The organism is Desulfosporosinus paludis, assembly GCF_045689965.1.
GTDB lineage: Bacteria > Bacillota > Desulfitobacteriia > Desulfitobacteriales > Desulfitobacteriaceae > Desulfosporosinus > Desulfosporosinus paludis.
Window position 1 is genome coordinate 4,250,007 of record NZ_CP144211.1, and the last position, 21,784, is coordinate 4,271,790.

16 protein-coding genes and 1 pseudogene are annotated in these 21,784 nt (G+C 37.5%); 9 read left to right on the top strand and 8 right to left on the bottom strand.

Features of this window, described 5'->3' with window-relative positions:
* Positions 1–96: 96 nt before the first annotated feature.
* Together VZF35_RS21085 and VZF35_RS21090 are read left to right on the top strand one after the other, a co-directional pair.
* The gene (locus tag VZF35_RS21085; protein ID WP_407308204.1) at positions 97–2,577 is read left to right on the top strand and encodes a (2S)-3-sulfopropanediol dehydratase; all 2,481 of its coding nucleotides are present in this window, start codon (positions 97–99) and stop codon (positions 2,575–2,577) included.
* Positions 2,578–2,641: 64 nt separating this feature from the next.
* Positions 2,642–3,568 (top strand): (2S)-3-sulfopropanediol dehydratase activating enzyme, encoded by a 927-nt coding sequence (locus tag VZF35_RS21090; RefSeq protein ID WP_407308206.1) that lies wholly within the window; start codon positions 2,642–2,644, stop codon positions 3,566–3,568.
* 248 nt (positions 3,569–3,816) lie between these two features.
* Here VZF35_RS21090 and VZF35_RS21095 read toward each other — a convergent pair whose 3' ends face one another.
* Positions 3,817–4,242 carry a transposase gene (locus tag VZF35_RS21095; RefSeq protein ID WP_407308209.1) on the bottom strand — a complete coding sequence of 142 codons (426 nt, stop codon included), beginning with the start codon at positions 4,240–4,242 and terminating at the stop codon, positions 3,817–3,819.
* A gap of 156 nt (positions 4,243–4,398) precedes the next feature.
* Positions 4,399–5,349 carry a DMT family transporter gene (locus VZF35_RS21100; RefSeq protein ID WP_407308211.1) on the bottom strand — a complete coding sequence of 317 codons (951 nt, stop codon included), beginning with the start codon at positions 5,347–5,349 and terminating at the stop codon, positions 4,399–4,401.
* 1,755 nt (positions 5,350–7,104) lie between these two features.
* Between VZF35_RS21100 and VZF35_RS21105 the strand changes: the two genes are divergently transcribed.
* The 3 genes from VZF35_RS21105 to VZF35_RS21115 all read left to right on the top strand — a co-directional run bounded on the left by VZF35_RS21105 (position 7,105) and on the right by VZF35_RS21115 (position 10,038).
* The gene (locus VZF35_RS21105) at positions 7,105–9,243 is read left to right on the top strand and encodes a cell wall-binding repeat-containing protein (RefSeq protein ID WP_407308213.1); all 2,139 of its coding nucleotides are present in this window, start codon (positions 7,105–7,107) and stop codon (positions 9,241–9,243) included.
* A 59-nt stretch (positions 9,244–9,302) separates the two neighbouring features.
* Positions 9,303–9,512: a hypothetical protein gene (locus tag VZF35_RS21110; protein ID WP_407308215.1), complete on the top strand. Its 210-nt coding sequence runs from the start codon at positions 9,303–9,305 to the stop codon at positions 9,510–9,512.
* Between the two features lie 337 nt (positions 9,513–9,849).
* Positions 9,850–10,038, top strand: coding sequence for a hypothetical protein (locus VZF35_RS21115; RefSeq protein WP_407308217.1), 189 nt, complete (start codon positions 9,850–9,852; stop codon positions 10,036–10,038).
* A gap of 20 nt (positions 10,039–10,058) precedes the next feature.
* Here VZF35_RS21115 and VZF35_RS21120 read toward each other — a convergent pair whose 3' ends face one another.
* On the bottom strand, positions 10,059–11,669 hold the full coding sequence (locus tag VZF35_RS21120) for a cell wall-binding repeat-containing protein (protein ID WP_407308219.1): 1,611 nt from the start codon (positions 11,667–11,669) through the stop codon (positions 10,059–10,061).
* A gap of 203 nt (positions 11,670–11,872) precedes the next feature.
* On the opposite strand from VZF35_RS21120, the gene VZF35_RS21125 reads away from it, so the two are divergent.
* The gene (locus VZF35_RS21125) at positions 11,873–11,938 is read left to right on the top strand and encodes a putative holin-like toxin (protein WP_407314771.1); all 66 of its coding nucleotides are present in this window, start codon (positions 11,873–11,875) and stop codon (positions 11,936–11,938) included.
* Between the two features lie 80 nt (positions 11,939–12,018).
* Positions 12,019–12,156, top strand: coding sequence for a hypothetical protein (locus tag VZF35_RS21130; protein WP_407314887.1), 138 nt, complete (start codon positions 12,019–12,021; stop codon positions 12,154–12,156).
* Here the strand turns inward: VZF35_RS21130 and VZF35_RS21135 are convergent.
* The 5 genes from VZF35_RS21135 to VZF35_RS21155 all read right to left on the bottom strand — a co-directional run bounded on the left by VZF35_RS21135 (position 12,153) and on the right by VZF35_RS21155 (position 18,441).
* Entirely contained in the window at positions 12,153–12,989 is an 837-nt protein-coding gene (locus VZF35_RS21135) for a methyl-accepting chemotaxis protein (protein WP_407308222.1), read from the bottom strand. The genes VZF35_RS21130 and VZF35_RS21135 overlap by 4 nt on opposite strands.
* Positions 12,990–13,655: 666 nt before the next feature.
* Entirely contained in the window at positions 13,656–14,117 is a 462-nt protein-coding gene (locus VZF35_RS21140) for a C40 family peptidase (RefSeq protein WP_407308224.1), read from the bottom strand.
* Between the two features lie 339 nt (positions 14,118–14,456).
* Positions 14,457–15,416 carry a polysaccharide deacetylase family protein gene (locus VZF35_RS21145; protein WP_407308226.1) on the bottom strand — a complete coding sequence of 320 codons (960 nt, stop codon included), beginning with the start codon at positions 15,414–15,416 and terminating at the stop codon, positions 14,457–14,459.
* 339 nt (positions 15,417–15,755) lie between these two features.
* Positions 15,756–16,364 (bottom strand): hypothetical protein, encoded by a 609-nt coding sequence (locus VZF35_RS21150; RefSeq protein ID WP_407308228.1) that lies wholly within the window; start codon positions 16,362–16,364, stop codon positions 15,756–15,758.
* Positions 16,365–16,650: 286 nt separating this feature from the next.
* Positions 16,651–18,441, bottom strand: a complete 1,791-nt coding sequence (locus tag VZF35_RS21155; RefSeq protein WP_407308230.1) for a SulP family inorganic anion transporter — start codon at positions 18,439–18,441, stop codon at positions 16,651–16,653.
* Positions 18,442–18,864: 423 nt separating this feature from the next.
* On the opposite strand from VZF35_RS21155, the pseudogene VZF35_RS21160 reads away from it, so the two are divergent.
* Positions 18,865–19,035 (top strand): annotated as a pseudogene (locus VZF35_RS21160) (methyl-accepting chemotaxis protein); the annotation flags it as partial.
* 327 nt (positions 19,036–19,362) lie between these two features.
* Positions 19,363–21,102 (top strand): methyl-accepting chemotaxis protein, encoded by a 1,740-nt coding sequence (locus tag VZF35_RS21165; protein WP_407308232.1) that lies wholly within the window; start codon positions 19,363–19,365, stop codon positions 21,100–21,102.
* Positions 21,103–21,784 lie beyond the last annotated feature (682 nt).

Consider the following 21,784-nt stretch of genomic DNA (forward strand, 5'->3'; position numbering starts at 1 on the left):
GTTTTTGCTCGCCCTGTAGTTCTCTAAGATTTGAGAAGGCAAGCAATAGTATATTAACCGTAAATTTTAACTACTTGAAAGGAGAAACTGACAAATATGACTACGACATGTTGTTTATCCCCGCATGAACAAAGAATCCAAGAGGAACAATTGGGTAAGAAAGATTTCGCAGGCCGCGAAAGAGTCTTTGAAATATTAACGAGTTTTCAAAACCTGCGCCCTAAAATTGACGTAGAAAGAGCTAAATATTTCACGCAATCTTTTATGGAGACGGAAGGTCAGCCCCTCGTGTTAAGATGGGCCAAAGCTTTAAAACACATTGCAGAAAATATCACTGTCTACATTGATGATTATCAACTTCTAGTCGGAAGAGCTGGCTATCAAGGGCGCTATGGGATTCTCTTTCCTGAATTGGACGGGGATTTCTTGGATGCCGCTATTGAACAACTCCCGAACCGGGTCGAGTCTCCTTTTGACATCACTCCAGAGGATGCACAGGTTATTATTAAAGAAATTGCCCCGTATTGGAAGGGCAAAACATTTCATGAAAATTTGGCAAAAGCTCTCCCGGAAGATACTCTTAAATTAACATATGATCCTGAGAACACTTTGAATTCGAGATTTCTCGTGAATGAAACAGCTACCTTCCGTTCCTCTATCCAGTGGGTTCATGATTATGAAAAGATACTAAAAAGAGGTTTTAAAGGAATCAAAGAAGAAGCTCAGAAAAAGCTTGAAGGCCTTGATTCGATGAGCCCAGTCGATAATATGGAGAAAAAGCCCTTTCTAGAAGCTGTCCTTATCACCTGTGATGCTATCGTTCTTTGGGCTAAGAGACATGCGAAGTTAGCCGCTGAGATGGCTCAAAAAGAAACAGACCCTAAAAGGGAAAAAGAATTACAGGATATTGCCCAAAGATGCGAATGGGTCCCGGAAAACCCTGCTCGTGATTTCCGTGAAGCAGTTCAATCCCAGTGGTTCACGCAAATGTTCTCGAGAATTGAACAAAAAACTGGTACGATTATTTCTAACGGTCGGATGGATCAATATTTGTATCCTTATTATAAGAAAGATCTTGAAGAAGGCCGTATCAATGAAGAGCAAGCGACTGAATTACTCGAATGCATGTGGGTCGCTATGGCTCAGTTCATCGATCTCTATCTTTCTCCAACAGGTGGCGCTTTCAATGAAGGGTATGCCCACTGGGAAGCCGTAACCGTCGGTGGTCAAACCTCGGACGGTAGGGATGCTACCAATGACCTGACGTATATCTTCTTAAACTCCAAGCAGGAATTCCCTCTCAATTATCCCGACCTTGCTGCTCGGATCCATTCTCGTGCTCCAGAACGGTATCTCTTTGAAGTGGCGGAAACCATTAAAGAAGGAACCGGTTTCCCTAAACTCATCAACGACGAAGAAGTTGTACCGCTCTTACTTGCTAAGGGTGCCTGCTTCGAAGAAGCTTATGACTATGCGGTGTCAGGTTGTGCGGAATGTAGGATGCCAAATCGCGATACCTATACTAGCGGTAACCCATATGTGAATTTTGCCGCAACCGTAGAGTTAACGCTTTACAATGGCAAAATGCTCAAATTTGGGGATGATATTATTGGTCTTCAAACTGGAGATCCAAGTAGCTTCAAAACTTGGGATGAGTTCTGGAATGCTTATCTTGCTCAACAAACGAACTTCCTGAAACATGCTTTCATCCAACAGCACATTATTATCAATATGCGGCCCTATCATTTTGCTACCCCGCTCGGTTCTTTGATGCATGACCTTTGCATGGAGACCTGTAAGGATCTGCATACTCCAGTAATCGAAGGCGGCATTGATCTAGGTTACTTCGAATTAATGGGATATGGTACGGTTGTCGACTCTCTAGCGGCTGTTAAGAAACTGGTCTTTGAAGATAAAAAATTAAGCATGTCCGAACTCATTGCAGCCATGAAGAGTAACTTTGAAGGCTACGAAGCGCTTCGCGAGATGGTCATGAATGCCCCTAAATATGGCAACAACGATTCTTACACCGATACTATTGCTAAAGATGTCGACAGAGAGGCCCTGAAATTCACAAAGAAATACTCAAAAGAGCTTGGAGTTCATCTGGATCTAAGGCTTGTACCTTTCACTTCTCACGTTCCCTTCGGCAAAGTCGTTAGTGCTACACCGAATGGCAGAAAAGCATGGACCCCTCTTTCTGATGGATCTTCTGCATCCCATGGTGCAGATATCAATGGTCCTACAGCCGTTCTCATGTCAAACTTCAACTCAAAGAACTATAACTTCAGAGATCGGGCGGCTAGATTATTGAACATCAAGTTAAGCCCATCGTGTGTAACTGGAGAAGAAGGGACTGAGAAGTTAGTCTCCTTTATCCGGACTTGGTGCGATTTAAAATTGTGGCATATACAATTCAACATTGTTAACAGAGAGACGTTGATTGCTGCTAAAAAGGATCCTTCAAAATACCGTGGACTGATCGTACGGGTTGCTGGATATAGTGCCTACTTTGTCGAGTTGTCCCCTGATTTACAAGATGACATCATCGCAAGAACGGAGCATAGTACGATCTAAATGAATCCTTGAAAGTCCTGCTTTCCTAAGCAGGGCTTACATTCATCGTAGTTAGGAGGCAACTATGGGGGAAATGATTTTATTTGACCCAAAAAACTATGGGTATGTGTTTAATATCCAACATTATTCAGTCCATGATGGTCCTGGTATAAGAACTATCGTTTTCTTAAAGGGATGTCCTTTAAGATGTAAGTGGTGTAGTAACCCAGAATCTCAGCAGCCGAACCCTGAATTAGGCTATAACCCCAACAAGTGTATAGGAATCAATAGTTGTTTAAGATGTGCTGAAGTGTGTATCTATGGAGCAGTCAAGCAAGATCAAGATGAAAATGACAAGATAGCAATTGACCGTCAACTTTGTAAGGAATGTTTGCTATGTACGGATGCCTGTCCCTCTAAAGCGCTCGAAGTCTTTGGAAAACAAACGAGTATTGAAGATATTATTCAAGCAGTGGAGAAAGATAGTGCTTTTTATTCACGGTCAGGCGGCGGGTTAACCTTTAGTGGTGGGGAACCTCTGATGCAAGCTGAATTTGTTACTGAGGTTCTAAAAGTTGCTCATCGCAGAAGAATAAATACGACGATAGAAACTTGTGGCTACGCGGATTGGTCACAACTTGAAAGGGTATGCCAACATCTTAATTCCTTGATTATGGATATTAAGTGTATTGATTCAGAAAAACACAAGGCGTTTACGAACGTTTCGAGTGAACTCATCCTGGAAAACTTTACAAATCTATGCGAGAAATTTCCTAACTTGCCGAAACTTATTCGAACACCAGTTATCCCTGGATTCAACGATACGCAAGAGGATATACAAGCCATCGTTGATTTTATAAAAGATCGTCCTAATGTTCGCTATGAACTTTTGCCATATCATCGGCTAGGTCAGCAAAAATACACCTACTTAGGTAAAGAATATTCTTTAGAAGGTATGAAGTTAGATGATGAAAGGTTCAATCAACTTAAGGGGATTTCAAACTTTAGATAGTTAATTAGAACCCAACTACCTAACTATGAGAAAAATGTAGCGAAATGTCCATCTTGTCTGTGAAGTGCGACGGCCACGATCTAAAAAGCAAAGAAAAGCAGTCTAAAAATGAAAATTTTAGGCTGTTTTTCTTTGCTTTTTAGAGAGGAGTAGTAGGTATAAAGCAATGCAAAGTATGAGTAATGCAGGAAAATGTTTCGATAACGCGCTGATGAAATCATTTTTTCTACGTTAAAGAAAGAAAAAATCTACAAGTATAAAACCGAAGCTATGAGCATGAAAGCAGTTAAATGTATGGTCTTTCGGTTCTCTGCGAAAAAACCTAGTGCTTTTTTCAGAATATCATTAGCCGATTCAAACTCTTTGAGTTTCTTTTCCAATGCTTTGACTTCTGCTGTTTTAGAATCTAAACGCTGATGTCCGCTACCTACAAAGGCCATATTACCATGTTTCTTTAATTTGTTGCGCCAGGTGTAAAGCGTAGTAATAGGTACGCCCAATTGGTCCGAGGCTTTTGTTGGTCCTATTTCATAGGACAATTTGATAGCTTCTTCTCGATTTGGCCGATAGTCAAAAGGTTGCTTAGAGGAGTAGGGTATGAAGATTATGATGCTGCCAATCGAGATGATCGCATGGTTTAAAGAGAACGGCTGGTTAACGCCGATCCGGCTCAAAAAAGAAAGTGCAGTCTTTAAGGTAGAGCAAGTCTGTCAGATGTCTGACGAAAAGTTGGTTAGAAATTGGATGATTCTCTATCGATGCCAGAGCGTCTTTAATGAAATATTACCCACTGGAGCGTTTTGGCGCTCCGGTTTTTCAAATGTAAAATTTTATAAATTACGCCGTTGGATGATAAATTCGAAATTGATGATTACTATTGCAAGAAGAGTGATTATACCACCAACAAGCTGAATCGGTAAAACACGTTCATTCAAAATGAGGTAACCACTGAGCACTCCCACAACAGGGATCAGATTTAAATAAATTGTTGTTAAGGTCACATCTAAATGCTTTAAAGCGAATGTATATAATAAATAGCCTCCAAATGAACAAAAAACAGCCAAAAATAGAATATTTCCTAAGGCTGTTAGAGAAAACAGCTTCCATTCTTTGTACTCAAATAGTGAGAGAGGAATGAAAGATAAGGTTGCAAAAATAGTTTGGTAAGTAGTTAAAAATAATCCGGAATATTTCACCTGAAGAGATTTATTTACCAAAGTAAAAAATGCCCATGATAGCATCGCACAAAGCATTAATATATTCCCTAAAAAATGGACAGAATTTAGTTCGACCTTTCCATTAGCAGTAACGGCCAAATATGAGCCTAAAACGGCTATCACAATTCCTAATATCTTCATTAACGATATTCTGCTATGAAAGAGTAATACATCCAGTACAATCGTAATAATTGGTACGACTGAAACAATCAGTGAAGCATTAGTTGCTGAGGACATTTTAACTCCAATATTTTCAAAGATAAAATATAGGGTAATGCCCAAAATCCCTCCTAAAATCATTTTCGGAAGATCCGATTTATCCAGTTTTGTCTGGGGTTCAACCTTGCGAAGAATAATTCTTAACATGATGGAGGCTATCGCGAAACGGATAAGTGCCATCGTGATAGGGGGAATTTCCACGACCGTTACCTTAATGCTAACATAAGAAATTCCCCAAAATATTATTACAGCAATCATGGCTATATTTGCGCTTAATTGTTTTCTAGAAAGAATGGGAGAAAATGCCCTACTTTCATGCATTTTTTCATTCAAGACACTTTTCATAATAATACCTCTGTTTCTCTACCGACTATCAGAGTGATAATTGGCATTTCAATTTTAAGGATAATAGTTCAGCAAGTCTGATACAATTTGTGATTATCACTCTCATTTTTTGTTGGAAATCTCTCCTTTGAAATTTCTTTTTTATAAGTGGTAGAAATTCGAGGTTATCTACTAAACTCCTTTATTTTTATAGTTACACTTATTCGGGCTGAGTCCTTGTTCAAATACCAACGGAGTTATTAGAAGTCGCGTCTGTTTAATTGGATAAAATCTTGTGGATTATAGACTGCTGGTACTATTGTCATGATCTTCCTTATCGGATTCAAGGGAACCTTAAATCTTCATATCTTTGGGACTAGGAGTTTCTCCCTTCAATTCTTTTCATTGATCATTTATCCAACTTTTCGCACCATGAAGATTCCCTCGCAAAGGGTATGGTCTATTCCAGGGTGAACGCTAATATTTTAGTATTGATTTATGACTCACTTATGCGAAGTTGAATTCATCACCAGTTCAAACCGGGTATGACACGAGACACAAGATTTCACAAGGCTTACTTGTGTAGCCACAGCCCCAACGGGGGCTTGTTATGCTAGAGTTTGGGTGATTAGGAGTGGCATTGGGACAGCCTACTTTGACAACGTTAAGCTAGTAACCCGTAACACATCAATGTACACCTATGACAGTAAAGGAAATTATGCGACTGTTTCCGAAGATGCGCTTGGCAAGCAGAATAAACAGACTATAATCCGGACATTGGCACCTTAACGAACTCTGCCGATGCATTAAGTGAAGGTGGAGCTTGAATCAGTGAAGGGGTTGAAGTATGGGTGATATGGAGATGAATGCCAAAGTGAGACGCCAGATGAGGTTAAAATTCCTTTGACGGGCATTTGTATAGTAAGTTTATGGAGATATAGCATAAGGTGTGGAATGGTTTATTGTAGTGGATACAAAAAACTAATCCTAATACATAATATGACAAGATCGGCAACGTTTATGTTGTAAAATATAACAATAGTAAGAATTATGGTTGGAGGAGTTAAACTAAAACGATCGTTTTCTTTTATTCTATTTTGCTTATGGCAAGTACTCTGGTAGGACGTGAGCTACAGGAGCGGGAAAATTTATAAATGAGAAGGATAGGACAAAGTATATTAAATTAATATCTGGAGGAAAAGTTATTTCGGAAGTCCGTCTGGCAGTTACAGCGGAACCTATACTATTAATGGAAACAATATAAAAATGGATTTCGAGGTGTATTCTACTAAAGGTACCATAAATGGAAATACACTCACCCTATCTGGTTCATCGAAAAGGATGAAATAATGTAATAGGTATTGAAGACCTTTAATGATTGGAAGAACCAATAAAGATCTGACCAAAACATTGTTGAATCTAATGAATGACTTAAATATTTCTTTCTGGTATGCATATGCATATCTCCGATTTACTATTAAAGCAACAAGATAATGACTATGGATTGCTGTATCCCAGACCGGTGCAATAACGTCTATTCCTCCACCTCGGTTAACCGAACGGTAACAATAAGTTTCGCTCAGAGTGTGGGCATGAAAAGTTTGGTCGAGATTGTTTATTGTAAGAATTGCGGCTATAAATTTGAATAATTTGAGAAGAGGACGGGTTTGCGTAAAATGCTGGAAAAGATTGAGGACAAAAACTTAACAGTGAACACTCACTAAGATTTAATTCATTTCGTAATTTTAAGAGGAAGCTGGTGATCTAATGCGAAAAATGGTTAAACGTCTAGGCATATTATTGCTAATAATTAGCTTGTCTTTTGCTTTTAGCCCCCCATTAATCTCAAAGGCAGATGTATCTGCAAATTCAACATTTAGAATGGCGGGAAATGATCGTTATCAGACTGCTGTAGAAGTTTCAAAGAATGGTTGGCCGACAGGATCCAATTCTCTGATTCTTGCATATGGCGAGAATTTTCCAGATGCACTTAGTGCAGCGTCACTGGCGAAAAAAATGAGTGCACCGATCCTTCTTACCCCAAGAAACGAATTGGATTCAAATACTGCAAACGAAATAATACGCCTTGGTACAAAGCAGGTCTATATCGTGGGAGGAACTGGAGTCGTTTCAGGCAACGTGGCCGACAAACTAATTAGTATGGGTATTACTGTCGAACGGATTGCCGGATATGACAGATTTGAAACATCAGTATGTGTAGCCCAAAAGTTAGGATCCTGTAGTGAAGCTTTTATAGTAACAGGCGAAGATTTTCCTGATGCATTAAGTGTCGCACCTATTGCGGCAAAGAAGGGCATACCCATACTACTAGTTGCAAAGGATTATCTCCCTGACTCAGTTAAAAATTACCTATCGGAAAAAAATATTGCAAAAACCTATGTAGTTGGTGGTTCTGACATTATTGACAGTAACGTTGTTGCTCAGCTCCCAAACCCAGAAATAATAAATGGGTCAGATAGATATGACCGAAATGTAAATATTATCAATAAATTTTCTTCGGATATTGATTTTTCGAATGTTTATTTAGCAACAGGAGAAAACTTCCCAGATGCTCTAGCGGGTGCAGCCCTTGCCCCTAATACATCCTCACCTATTATTTTGATTATAACAACGCCTAGTTATGGGACAAATAAATTGATATTTGATAAATCATCGTTAATCAAGAGTATAAGAGTATTGGGTGGAACTGCAGTAGTTACTGATAAAACTTTGAGTGATTTAGGTAGTGATCCAGACAAAGCTAGTAATGTTGTAGATAACAGCACAGGGAATATAAACTATGATCAGTGGATTATTAACCAAGCAACTTTAAGAATTCTGGCGAAACAAGCAGAAGAAAAACGTAAAGAATGGGATTCTTATACTACTGATCAAAAATACAATAGAACCTATAAACAATATGTTGATAAATTAGCAGACTATAATAAGGAATTTAACATCTTAAAAGGAATGGCTGATGATAAACCTGACAAAATAATTAGTGATCAAGCCGATGTATTAAAAGATAAAATTTCTAACACTAGTAGTGAAATATCAGATATTACACCTATAGAAAACTCTGGTGATAGTAAATTATATTTACAGAAGAGCTGTGAAGCTTTGAAGTCCGTTGTCGAAAAAGTGAACTGGTATAGCTTTTACAAAAGTATAAATGATGTAACCCAAATAAATGAAGCTACAAAAGAGCTGAATGATGCAGTGACAACGTTTAACGAGGATTTTTCAAAGAGCTATAATTACTCTATTATTACAGAAAATAATGGATTTAATGCCACTGAAATAAACCAAGCGAATACGGAATTATACAAATTCTTAACAGAGTATACAACAAAATTTGAAAAAGCTTATGACAATTTGAAGACTGCATATGACTCAATGAAAAATGGAAAAGCACAGATTGATTTAATGAAGGTTGCAAAAGAAAACATATGCAAACCCGGATATTTTGATAGCTTTACTTCTGGAAAAGAAGAAGTATCCAAAATTATGGATACATATAATTGTGGTACTGAAGCCTATAAAACATTAGAACAATATAGCTATGACGTTATTACCGGAGATAATGGCAGTGATGGAAATGCCGCTGAAAAACTGAGTGCATTTAAAACAAAAGTGGACGAATTGAAATCTGATCTTACAAAAATGGAAGCAAATAATACAGCCATTCAATCAGTAGTTGATCACAGTGTACAAGATGCAAAAGAAGCAGAGCTAGAGTTCTTAGAAGATAAAGGATTTAGTTCTATGGAAGAATATCAAAAGGCATTAGAGGAACAGGAAAAATCAACGACAGCCAAGCAAATAGCTGATGAAGCTGAAAATATTAGTGCAGAAATGAAAAAACAGGAAGAAGAAAAAAAGCTGCTATTGAAGCTGCCCATAAACGATGGCTAGACGAAAGAATTGTTTTTGCTAAGGGTCAATCTAATCAAAATTATGATAAGTCTTTTTACATGACCAAAGTACAAAAAAGCATAATAAGCACTTCTGTTTTGAGTAAATATTTAGGGACTGTTTTAATGGAAAAACAATCAGAAGCATATGATTCCATGTGGAGTATTGTAAATAATGAAAATGGAGATTTAAACTTATTACAACAATTATATGATGAACACCCTAATGATTTTATTGATATAGTATTTTTATATAGAACTCAAAAATAATTTAGTGCATATAGAAATTATGTAAAAAATGGAGTTGCTTATTAAACATAGAAATGTAGAATGTTATTGAAACGGCTTAATTTACAACGTTCTTATTGTGACCCGGTGTAGGATAATGCAGTTATAGACTAAACAATAAGTAGTAAATTGGTAGGCCTCCCCAGCTTTATACACCGGAGCAGATTGATCCATTATTTCGGATTATTAAAGGTCATCTCTGGAATTTTTGAACCTACTTTTCGGCTTGGGAGCCAGTTTCTATCTGTGTTTAAAGCAATCATATTTTAAAACTATGTCAAGGACTGGCCCGCAGGGTGAGCGATAGAGGATCCTTGAGATGGTTTTTAAAATATGGATGATTATGCCGCTGTATATTTCTGGCATATTTTCCAGTACTCAGCTTGCAAAAGCGGGGAAATTTCATTTGCAAAAAACCGGCAGGATTTCATACCCTATACTCACTAAAGAAAAGGAGCTTGATAAAATCAATCATCAAGCTCGCGTAAAAGCGACGAACACCCTCTGAAAGGTTTTCGTTTATTATCTTTAAAAATACATGAAGAATGCCATGCCATCAGTGTGTTGCACAGGATCGTCTGTTATACTTCTCACGTGTAAGACTTGACCGCCAAAGGAACGAGCCTGATTATCGACGACGTACGCGTAATCGTTTTTTCCTGGATTAACCCAGCCCATGAACAAATAGGTATGGGTCAACCCTTGAGTGAAAACAATGTCCCCCGGCCTTAGATTCCCGACGTTAGTATCTTTTTTGAATTTTAATTGCGTTAGCAAATTGCTAAATTGGATGGTGTTTGCCATCGAATCGCTAATATTAAAGCCTATTCTTCTCAGGGCTTCGGATTGAAAATAGACACAGTTATTGCTGGTTATCCCGCCATGGAGCGCTAAGGCTCTGTTGTGAACAGACACCTCGTTATCTTGATTGAGCATGTAGTAATACAATTTGTATTCTACTGATGAATGAAAACTACTATACGAATAGATATATTTGTAAGTGTTAATATTGAACCAATAGTTTTTATTGGGTAACGCATAGATGGGTAAACCGCCAAAATTCAACCTGGGGTCAACCGTTGTGATATTAAATAAAGGCGACTGGATTTGGCCGTTTAAAAGATTGGCAACATTGTTGACGACCTCATCTGGTACTACAACCGAACCTCCGAGGGCGGTAATGATTGGATTTGCACCATCGTTATGCAGCTGTGATAAATACGCTGCAATACTATCAGGCACTAATGGTGAAGTGGGGTCAACCAGTAGAATAGGGTCACCATTAGTGCCTGCTAAAATTGTACCCGACAAAGCATCTGGATAACTTAAGCCTGATGCAATATAGATATTCTTTGGGTTTGTAGCCAATTGGCTATACTCTAGTGAAGCTGTATCAAATCTTGTTTGGCCTGCAAATCGTGTAATTTTACTCGTTTTAGGTAAAAGAGATTTGATTTCATTTTCAACTTCACTTGATACAACAGCAGTACCTCCAGAAATATAAATCTGGTTTGGTTGTTTGCTCTTGAGGTATTCTTGTACTTCTATTGATAAAGCAGCGGTTTGAGTCAATAGAATGGGTGAATTAGTATGACTTGCAAAACTAGCAATGCCCAATGCATCGGGGAAATTTTCACCATTGGCAATAAAAACTGTGTCACTTGTTGTGTTTAATTCATTAACGGTTAGTAGGTTGGTGTCATACCTATCTATACCGCCAAGCCGTTTTACACTGTAACCTTTGTTAGTTAAATTGGTGTCAAAGTCAGGACCGATAATAGCTTGTCCACCGATGATGTAAACCGTACCATTTGCTTGTAAATGGGTTCCAATATAACTCAAAGCATTCGCAGAAGTTTGGGTATGACTATTGACCAATAAGATTGGTGCATTTAATTTATGAGCCAAGACACTGGCCGACAGTGCATCAGGGAAGCCGTTTCCTGATGCTAAAACGACATTACTAACCGTTTGATTGGAAAACTGGTTCGCTATGGCCGTTGAGGTTTCGTATTGATCTGAACCATAAAGGCGAGGATTGATGCTAACATCAGCCAGAGATGGAGTTACTGTTGTTGCAATTATAATTGTTACTAATAGGGGTACAATAGCTAAACGAATAAAGTTACAATGCTTCATCTCGGCCTCCTGTTATGGTTATTTTTGCTCACTTTTACACAAATGGAGTTTAAGTGTATCACATACTTGATACTTTTTAACCTAAAAATTTTTTCCATCTCATGATTAAAAGCTCTACGTTTTTTATATAAAAAAAGATACAGACCGTATATTAAAACGGTTTGTATCTTTCTCTTCCAGATAAGTTTTGGGGGGTGAGGCCTATGAGCGTATATCAAACGCTCTCGCTAATGATTGCATTTGCGACGTTAGTCGTTTTGATGCTCTAAGAAATAAGGAAAGTAGTCCCTCCTCACTGAACTGCCTCCTGTCATGTAGACAGGGGAAATTAATAAGGCTTTTTTACTCAATGTCCATTTATAGGGGCTCAATACATATTGACGGTGCTGTTGTGCTGATTATGGCCTTGGATAGAGCGCTAAGGCATCAAGACGATGGTGGTAGCATCTACGATAAACAAGGGCTTTTAATCCGTAACTTAGATTAGAAACTGCCTGACATTTCGGCTAATTTCTTAGCTGTCGCGTTTAAATTTTCCATTGCGGCATCAATCTCTTCTAACATAGTCGTTTGTTCTTGAGAAATCGCATTTGACTCTTCAATGTTTTTGTCAATCTGTAGCACAGATTTTTGGATGTTGATGAGAACATCTTCAACCTTTTTAATCGACTCGCTACTGGAGATCGATAGTTTCCGTATTTCATCCGCGACCACTCCAAAACCTCTACCATTCTCACCGGCCCTAGCCGATTCAATAGAAGCATTCAATCCCAAGAGGTTTGTTTGAGTGGCAATATTTTTAATGAATTGGATCACATGGTCTGTTTTCTTAGTTTCTTCCGCGGTGGCATTTGCATTGTCTAAAATGTTCGAATTGGTTGCAGCCAAGGTTTGAGAAGCCTTGGTCAGTTGAAGCAGGGCATTTGTAATTTGATTCGAAGTGTTGGCTAATTCCTTAGATACATCTAATATCTCACCCTGTTTTTTTAAACTGCTTAAAACTGTAATAGCGCCAATAATAGCTCCATCCTCGTCTTTAAGCGGAATAACTATAGACCTACAAGGAAAGCCGAAGGCTTCTTTGGGGATAATCTGGTTCGTTATCTTTCCAGAGTTCATAGAGTCGATAATTCCACGATGTCTTTGGGTAAATGGATCTCCATCTTTTATAGATATAGGGAAGTTAGGATTAGGAATCGTTTTTAGAAATTTTTGATGGTCGATTATCGAAATAATAACATCCTCATCAAAAAGATTTAGAAAATATGGTTTAAACGTATCAAAGGCGATCAATATTTGATTTAGAGCTTCATCATTCATATATCTTGTCCTTTCAAAGTAGATAGTGGTGGATATTCGATAAATTATTGGATGTTTCCTGCTTCGGAAATGTCAAGAAATTTATAAGACTAGAATTCTGCTACATTAAAGGAGGTCATTTCATCTGAAGTTTACTCAAGGCATCAAATTCTTTTCGGACAAGGTTTCGATGACTACATCCAGCGTTTCTTAAGCGGTGAAGATGTTCCAATTTAAACTTACCTGGTCAAGCTGCTTCCGAATCTTGGTGTCTACTTACAGTTAAGACGGGATGGACGACGAAAATGCAGCTTGAATTGACTGGGCAATGAAGAAAGATCCAATAGAGCCTAGAGATGATGAGTTTTTTGGTGAACGAGGCTTTTAAAAAGGTTGGACATTTTTAATCGGCTAGGCTAAGCTGGACTGATTAGTTTGTTTTTTACATATGTAGATTTTATTGGACATATTTTGAAAGTAAGTAGAGCAACTGAAGAAATTATAGGTACAATTGCTAATGTCGCGGAAAGCGCATCACAGCCGGCAGAACTGACGGAGCAAAGTAATAACTCTGTTAAGGATGGTTGTTCAAGGATTAAATCGCATAACATTAAATACGGTTTGTATCAATGAGCCCGCCTGAAAAATAAGTAGGGTCCGGAAATTGGACCCTACTTACAATTAGTTTTATCTTATCACTTTTTTAGCACCGACATATGCTTTCCACCAATATGAACTGAAGCTACTAATTGTTACACCCCTGTGACTGGTGGCATTAATGAATTTACCGTTGCCGAGATAGATACCAACATGAGTTACAGTATGCTGTGAATTAAAGCTGAAGAAAACTAGATCGCCTGGTGCAAGTCGACTTGCTGGGACATAAGTTCCTATTTTATACTGGCTGGTACTAGTACGTGGGAGATAAATCCCTGCTGCCTTATAAGCGTTCATCGTTAGTCCAGAACAATCAATACCTCGATAGCTTGTCCCACCTAAAACATATCTGGTTCCGATATAACTTTCGGATTTTACTATAACTCGATGTATTTCTTCGGAACGAATACTTGTAGATGCATTTGCAACCGGAACAAAACATAAAACACTCATTAAGATTGATATAATTAATGTTGTGATTTTCTTCATCATGTTAAACCTCCAAGAATTTAATTTGTCCTTGAGGGAACATGATCAAGAATAACATACTAACAACTTCATTTACATTAGTAGGTTGTTGGTTATACATGCATTCCTTGGAAAGTCTCTAAAATCACTCACGAAAATTTTGAGTTAAAAAAGTCAGTTAATTTGGGAAAATTTATTAGGTTAGATCTGATCTGAGGCCATAAGGCCTAATTTGATGTTGAGATTGACTACAAAAGCGGATATACCCTGAAACAATTTCTAAGGAACTTTATAAAGAGTTCCTTAGAAATTTGGGGATTGAGAGTCAGAGTGAATCTTAGTAACCATCCTTAATTCTTATGGTTAGCTTTTATTTTTAGGAACAATCTTACCTAAGGTGCTTTTAGTTCCAGACGCGACAGTTTTTCCAGATGTACCTGTTGTTCTGGTAGTACTTGGTGATGCAGGTTTGTAGGCCGGAATAGGAGTTTTCAACCAGGATATACTTAGGGGCTCCCCATTCAGAGCTTTAGTTAAGTCAGCTATACCTAAATTTTGTTTTTGAATGATGGTCAGCAACTTTAAAAGTTCCTGATCGAGTCCCGGTTCCCAATGCAAAAGAATAATATCTCCGGATTTTAGTCTCTGGCCGCTTCTTGTACTAAACGTGGAGTTTTTCATTTCTGCATCCCACATTACGATATGTTTTATCCCGGAATCTTTTGCAGCTTGTCCGACTTCGGAATTGAAATCCCCGTATGGTGGTCGCAACTCATCTGGTGGTGAACCGTACTGGCGGAAATAACCAATAGGTTGAGAAATTTGGCTTATTTGATCAACCCGGGATAAATGAGTCAGAAAAGGGTGGCTAAATGTATGGTCTTCAATATGCCCGCCAGCAGTTACGAATTCGTGCCAAAAATCAGGATGCTTTTCGGCAGCCTGTTCTATAAGATAAGTAGTTACTGGCAGATGATATTGTTTCATAAGCTTTAAGACATCTTGGTTAGGATACCAGCCGTCATCAATCGTGATATATACGACTGGTTGGTTTACAGGGAGTTCGTATATCACTTTAATTGGCTCCGTCGAAGTCATGGAGGGGCTAAGTTGATCCATGGATTCGGAACCTTTGTTATTCAAAGCCATATTAGCTGATATGTTTACTGGTTGAGGATTATTAGGTATAGTGCTAGTTTTATGATTAAATACTTTAAAGGCAAGGCCAATAACAATAACAAATAGTAATAAACCAAGTCGAAAATAGTTTAATAAGAGTTTGCTGGAAACAAGCCCCCGCGAACTTGTTTTAACGCCTATCATGTTGGCTTCATCTTCTCCCTAATATTATTCTGCACTTGTTTAATTCGACAAATTGCAGAATATATCCTCCAGGAATCTAGAAATTTTGCACGAAAAGACATTATGGTGGACGCAAGTGATAAGCGTGTTTAATCTAAACTAGAACCGTTTCATTCCGATTTTTCCCTACATTGAAGAACCTCCTATCGTAGTTTCTTCCCTACGACAGGAGGCTTTTTTGCTCAATGTCCATTTTTCAGGGTTAATACACTTTTGGGGGAGTTCGCTTAGCTAACTCCGTAAGGGTTTATTTTGGATTCTCTTGACAAACTCTGCCATGATATTCGAAATATTACATAACTAATCAATCCAAATCTTCAAATCATTCTTATGCTCAAGTATTTTCTCAGCGATTTTTGTTCCAACATATTGAAAGTAATTTTCGCTCTCAAAATTTTGATTTTCGAAAAATTTTTCACCAGAATTAATTCTGTGAAGTAAAGGAAGACGATTGGTTTTATTGATATCAAAGTTCTGAATTGCTTTGCCAAACATATCACCTAAGATAGCATTCCCCCAATAAACAGGACCCTTCTCCGGCTTAACTTTGAAGACGCGCCGTAAGAATTCATAGGGAAAAGCCCCAAACGAGATAATTATTTTTGGTTTGTATTCTAAGACAATTTCTCGGAATAGCTTAATTTCTTCACCGACTTCAATACCCCACCAATTCATAGTATTGGGCACAATTCCGCTATCAATGACTGCGTTCCTGATATATAAATTCGTTGTATCAATTCTATTTTGAATTCTTCTATATACTTTGTCCTGTATTTCGGAAAGTACTGGGGTCCAAATTTGGTGGCGAACTGCAGGATATTTTGGATTTACCACTAGCCAGATTGGATAGTTTTTATCTCCTGCTTCACGCTTGGCTTTTTCAGTTTGCGAAATATAATTTCGACTCATAAGGCTAGACAATTAAATTCACCTTTTCTGTATTTAAGATAAATATCGGGCATTTTCATTTATCACTCGATTGATGAACTGCTGCAACGGCTCAAACTCGCAAAAGTCTATAAGCACTAAAATTGAAAAATAAAACCGTCCTTTTAATGTCTTGGAAATTTTTTGTTTAGCTGCAGCAAAGGGAAGCTATCTGAATTACGTTAGATAGCAAAAGTGATCCCTGATCCCTTTATGGGAATAGCAAGATTTTCAGGTACATTATGAATAATCTGTTAGATATGCACTTTTAGAGAGAACTAGCATCATTCAACCCTGAAATATAGTTCGTTATTGTCCGCCCTGCCGATTTTTTAGCATTAATTTTTCCATTTCCATTTAATGCTTCTCTTGCTCTTTCCAAGCAACTAGTAGATGAGGCAAAGATTTCATTCTCTTCGATGAAAATATTGTCTGCTCCAATATCGGAAGTAACATTCGTATTCTCAAGCATTGAACTAAGTTCTTGCCTTACACCACTGATAATAAGAATTCCTCCAGCTTCCTTTACATTCCTTATAAACACTTTCAAAGTGCTCAGCGATGTTAAATCAATCGTAGTAACATACTTCATTTTTAAAATAAACGCCCTGGATTTATCAAGTATTTTATCAAGCTTCTCTCCAAGGTCAGTTGCTCCGCCAAAGTAAAGATTCCCTTCCAATTGAATAACTAAAACATCAACCTTATCCTTGATCGCTTTAACTTCTTGAAGAACAACTTGATCCCCCTCACCCGGTGATGGGATAAGAAATTTGATTGGTGCTTTATTGGTATCTTTTAAATACAAAACAATGGATAGGGCTATTCCGGCATAAATTGCATAGTCAATATTTAGTAATACAATGACTAAGACACAGGTTACCCACATAGCTATTGAATCCGAAGTTAATATACCAGCTTTGATGACTTTCTTTATTTCTTTTTTGTCAATTAAGCCATATCCTGTCACTATGAGGACTCCAGCAAGACATGGGCTGGGTATATACTTTGCATAGGGGGCGAAGAATAGAAGAATTATAGCCACAAACACCCCTGACAGGATACCGGAGAATCTAGTGACTGCTCCGTTGACATAATTGATCGCAGATCGCGAAAAGGAACCGGATGAGGGGAAACACTGGAAGAACGATGATACGATATTTGCTATTCCTTGTCCAATAAATTCCTGATTAGAATCGATTTTTTGTCGTGTGTTTGTTGCTATTGCTTTTGAGATTGATATGGCTTCTACCAATCCTATGATTGAAATGGCAAAAGCTCCGCTGAGCATATCCTTTATCGAAGTAAGACTAAATTGTACCATTTTGAAGGGGGGCAGGGAGGAAGGAATCGCACCTGTAAGTTTTACTCCTTTCTTTTCCAAAGCGAACGTAATGATAAAAAAGATTGGAACCGTAATCCCGATTAGTGCTCCAGGAAGATTCTTACTTATCTTTTTGCAAATTACGATGATCGCCATCGTCAACACTCCAAGGCCAAGAGCATACATGTTTGTCTGGTTTATATGGGTTGCAATGTAATACATTTTTTCCATCGTTGACATAGCTGCCGAATTCTTGATATTTATGCTCAAAAGTGTATTCACTTGGCCAAGCGCAATTAACACACCTGCGCCGGCAGTGAAACCTACTAATACGGAATGAGAGACGAAATCTATAATCTTACCCAGCTTAACGGCCCCATAAATTATTTGTAGAACGCCCACGAGAAACGTCATTAGAAAAAGCATTTGATAAGCATTAGGAAGTCCCATATACCTAATCATAGCGCTTGCTGTGATTAAACATATAGCGTTGGTCGGACCAGTGACCAGTTGATTTGAGCACCCAAATGCTGAACCAATAATGCAGGCTATTATACCCGAATACAGGCCATAAACCGGGTTAACACCCGCAATCAGTGCATAAGCCATGTACTGTGGAATGCCCACGACTGTGACTGTTAAGGCAGCAATAATATCCCTCTTGATATATTCCTTCTTATAGCTTCTCATTGTTTCGACGAAAGGAAGCAATCTATTGATTGTTAAGGTAGACATAAATCCCCGACCTTTCAATAATTAAAGTTATTTCTGCATGAATCTACTAAAGGCCGATTAAGATACTGGATAGAATGAATCTAGTACCATTCGACAAAGATGTGGTTATTTTAAAATATAATAATTAGTTATTTTTTTCACATGATTACTGGCTTATTATTTAAATAGTCACATTTTTTAGCGGTCTTAAAGACAGCTTTTTTTAATTATAATGTTATTAGGGGTCTAAAAGTATTAATTTGATTTCATCACCTGACTTTCTTTATTTTTAGCATGCCTTAAATATTATTTATATCACGAGTAAAGAATAGCATTTTGATTGGAATTCTGTCTATGTGAAATCAATATGTTATTCATCGATATTTCATATGGTTGATTTGGAAACTTTGTCTAAGGGGCTTGAGTAATGAATTGGATTAGGGGTCAAAGAGAATTGGGGGAATTATTATGTCAATTGCTGCACAGACCAATTTGCTTGCTCTTAATGTGGCGATCGAGGCAGCACTGACTGGGGAGCAAGGAAGAGGGATTGCCGTTGTGGCCGAGGACGTGCACAAGCTGGCCGAACAATCTAAGGTAGTTGCAGAAAAGTTACTTTATTTATACAATAACCAGATAAAAAACAACGGACAATAGTTCAGTAAATCTGACATAAAGTGTGATTATCAAGGTCATTTTACTAAAGGTATAGCGATTTCACCAATATCCTCCTGTAAAACAAGTGTTAGAATCCATAAGCAATGTGAGAATAGAATGAGCTAGGAGATTATTAAATGATCTCGTAGCTCATTTCAATTTCTAAGATCCAGAAGGATATTGGCGAAAAATGTAGAATTTTGATTTGATAATGAAAATATAAAAGGAAACATCTTAGGGGTCTTAAGATGGAGTTAGGAAAAAGTTATAAAATGGGGTGTATAAATGAAAAGCAGCAAGGGGATAGGTACAAAACTGTACGCACTCATAGGATTTGTTCTGGTATTTATAATTTATGTCTGTGGCTTTTCTTGGTTTACGTTTAAGAGTTTAAACGAGAAGGAGATAATTAGACTACAAACAACTGCTGGCTTTATTAATATGGTTGATGAGGCTAGACAAGCCCAAGTAGATTTTAAGAAACAAGTTCAAGAATGGAAAGATACGTTATTAAGAGGTAATGATCCCGCGTCGTTTAATACATATTACTCCCAATTTCAACAAGAAAATGATAATGTTGATACTCAGCTAAAAAAACTCAAGGGAGATATGGTGAAACAAGGATTAGACACAACTTCTGTTGAAGCATTATTAATTACTCATAAAGAGCTATATGATAAATACAATACAGCTCTTAAAAGCTATGACCAAAGTAATCCGTTAAGTTACCATCTTGTAGATGGACTGGTTAAAGGTGTTGACAGAAAACCTACTGATGATATGGATGCGTTAGTAAAACAAATTCAAGATAGAGCAAAATTGGAGACAACAAAGATGGAAAAACAGTCCGAAAGTGATGCTAGGGGTTTTAACCAAAGACTGATGGCTATTGCTATTATCGGTATACTCTTAACGGTTTTCTTTACAATCTTAATTAGATTTACATATAGAGAAATCATAAAGTTTATAGAACAATTTACAACATTATTAGAACGGGCAGAAGGTGGAGACCTTACCATCCAAGGTGAAATATATAAAAAGGATGAGCTTGGACAACTTATTGATCGATTCAATCACTTTATTGATAAGATTAGAATCTTGATAACTGACGCAAAGGAGACGAGTGTGACTGTAGCATCTTCATCTAACGAAATAATGAAAACTTCTGATGAAGTCAGTAGAGCAGCCGAAGAAATTTCAGGTACTATTGCTAATATGGCGGAAAGCGCGTCTCAGCAGGCGGTGCTTGCAGAACAAAGCAATAACTCTGTTAACGGTGTTGTTGAAGGATTAAATCGAATAACAGAAAATACATTCTATATAGATGAACTTGCCAATAAATCAATAGAAACTGTATCTATGGGAACTGCAAGCCTTAAGGACCAATATGAAAAAATGGCAAAAACAAAAAATGCATCCCAAAATGTTACAAAAGTTATTTCTGACCTATCCACGAAATCAGATAAGATTGGTAAAGTTCTAGAGTTTATAAATGGGATTACTGGGCAGATAAATCTTTTAGCCCTGAATGCTTCGATAGAAGCAGCCAGAGCAGGTGAAGCTGGTAGGGGTTTCTCAGTAGTGGCAGATGAAGTGAAAAAGTTGGCGCAACTTTCGGAAGAATCAACCCAAAAGATAAATATTCTTATTAAAGAAGTTCAAATGGATATTAATAAAGCAGTGGTTGAAGTAAGTAATACAAAGCACTTAGCTGATGAACAAGCGACTGCACTTAAGCAAACAGATGAATCGTTCAATCTTATTCAACAATCCATTTCTGAAGTCGCAAATAAAATAAAAGAAGTCGCGGATGAAACAAAAAACATTAATGAAAATGCAGTATCGGTAAAAGAAATCATAAATAATGTTACCAGCATATTTGAAAAGAATGCTATTGGTACTGAAGAAGTTGCCTCAGCTACAGAAGTGCAGACTGCTTCTAGTCAAGAAGTAACTGCCTCTATAAGTCATCTTGCAGAGCTGTCAGAAAGTTTGCAAAAGGCGATTACTAAGTTTAAAGTTTAAAATATGAAACATATGAAGTATATGAAGTATGCTCAGTAAGAGAGAACCATATTTTGGAATATAAATGGGATGAATTAGGTATCTCCATTAAACAAGAGGACTTTTCCGATTACGAGGGCTTGCAAGCATTATGAAAGTTACGAACGGTAATTTTGGCCTCATTCACCGTCTATTTACTCAAATTGAACGTATTCTCCAAATCAATCACCTTACATCAATTACCACTGAGTAGTAGACGCAGCAATTTCTAATGGCTTGGTGGTGACACTAATATTTTTTCTAATACGATAGGCTAGAATGTTTTACGTTATCTTATGGATAACCTTGGTAAGTAATACATATTAGTGTTTAGGATCATAGGCATATTCTAACGTACTCCCTCATCAAGGATGGGGGACTTTTCTTGCGGAAAATTCTAGAAAGGAAGGACTTCGTTTTAAGTTAGGGCTAAATATTTAAGTAATATACGATTTGTCTTTCTCAAACTAAGATGTCAATATTGTAAGAGTCTTTGGGCTCGAGGACAGTCAGCCAATCACTATCCGTGGTTGATGTGTAAAAATACTTTGTAAGTGTATTAAGTATCTTTTAGGAATGGGATGTAGCATATCCCTCAATCCCAAAGCGTTTGTGGGTTATAAAAAATAATAACATCTACGACAATATTAAAAAATGAAAATCA

Coding starts and splice junctions, on each gene's coding strand:
- VZF35_RS21120 (WP_407308219.1), bottom strand. CDS start 11,669: ATGAAGCATTGTAACTTTATTCGTTTAGCTATTGTACCCCTATTAGTA.
- VZF35_RS21145 (WP_407308226.1), bottom strand. CDS start 15,416: ATGATAGGCGTTAAAACAAGTTCGCGGGGGCTTGTTTCCAGCAAACTC.
- VZF35_RS21130 (WP_407314887.1), top strand. CDS start 12,019: ATGTCCATTTATAGGGGCTCAATACATATTGACGGTGCTGTTGTGCTG.
- VZF35_RS21135 (WP_407308222.1), bottom strand. CDS start 12,989: ATGAATGATGAAGCTCTAAATCAAATATTGATCGCCTTTGATACGTTT.
- VZF35_RS21165 (WP_407308232.1), top strand. CDS start 19,363: ATGAAAAGCAGCAAGGGGATAGGTACAAAACTGTACGCACTCATAGGA.
- VZF35_RS21110 (WP_407308215.1), top strand. CDS start 9,303: ATGACCAAAGTACAAAAAAGCATAATAAGCACTTCTGTTTTGAGTAAA.
- VZF35_RS21105 (WP_407308213.1), top strand. CDS start 7,105: ATGGTTAAACGTCTAGGCATATTATTGCTAATAATTAGCTTGTCTTTT.
- VZF35_RS21090 (WP_407308206.1), top strand. CDS start 2,642: ATGGGGGAAATGATTTTATTTGACCCAAAAAACTATGGGTATGTGTTT.
- VZF35_RS21140 (WP_407308224.1), bottom strand. CDS start 14,117: ATGATGAAGAAAATCACAACATTAATTATATCAATCTTAATGAGTGTT.
- VZF35_RS21085 (WP_407308204.1), top strand. CDS start 97: ATGACTACGACATGTTGTTTATCCCCGCATGAACAAAGAATCCAAGAG.
- VZF35_RS21150 (WP_407308228.1), bottom strand. CDS start 16,364: ATGAGTCGAAATTATATTTCGCAAACTGAAAAAGCCAAGCGTGAAGCA.
- VZF35_RS21100 (WP_407308211.1), bottom strand. CDS start 5,349: ATGAAAAGTGTCTTGAATGAAAAAATGCATGAAAGTAGGGCATTTTCT.
- VZF35_RS21155 (WP_407308230.1), bottom strand. CDS start 18,441: ATGTCTACCTTAACAATCAATAGATTGCTTCCTTTCGTCGAAACAATG.
- VZF35_RS21115 (WP_407308217.1), top strand. CDS start 9,850: ATGGTTTTTAAAATATGGATGATTATGCCGCTGTATATTTCTGGCATA.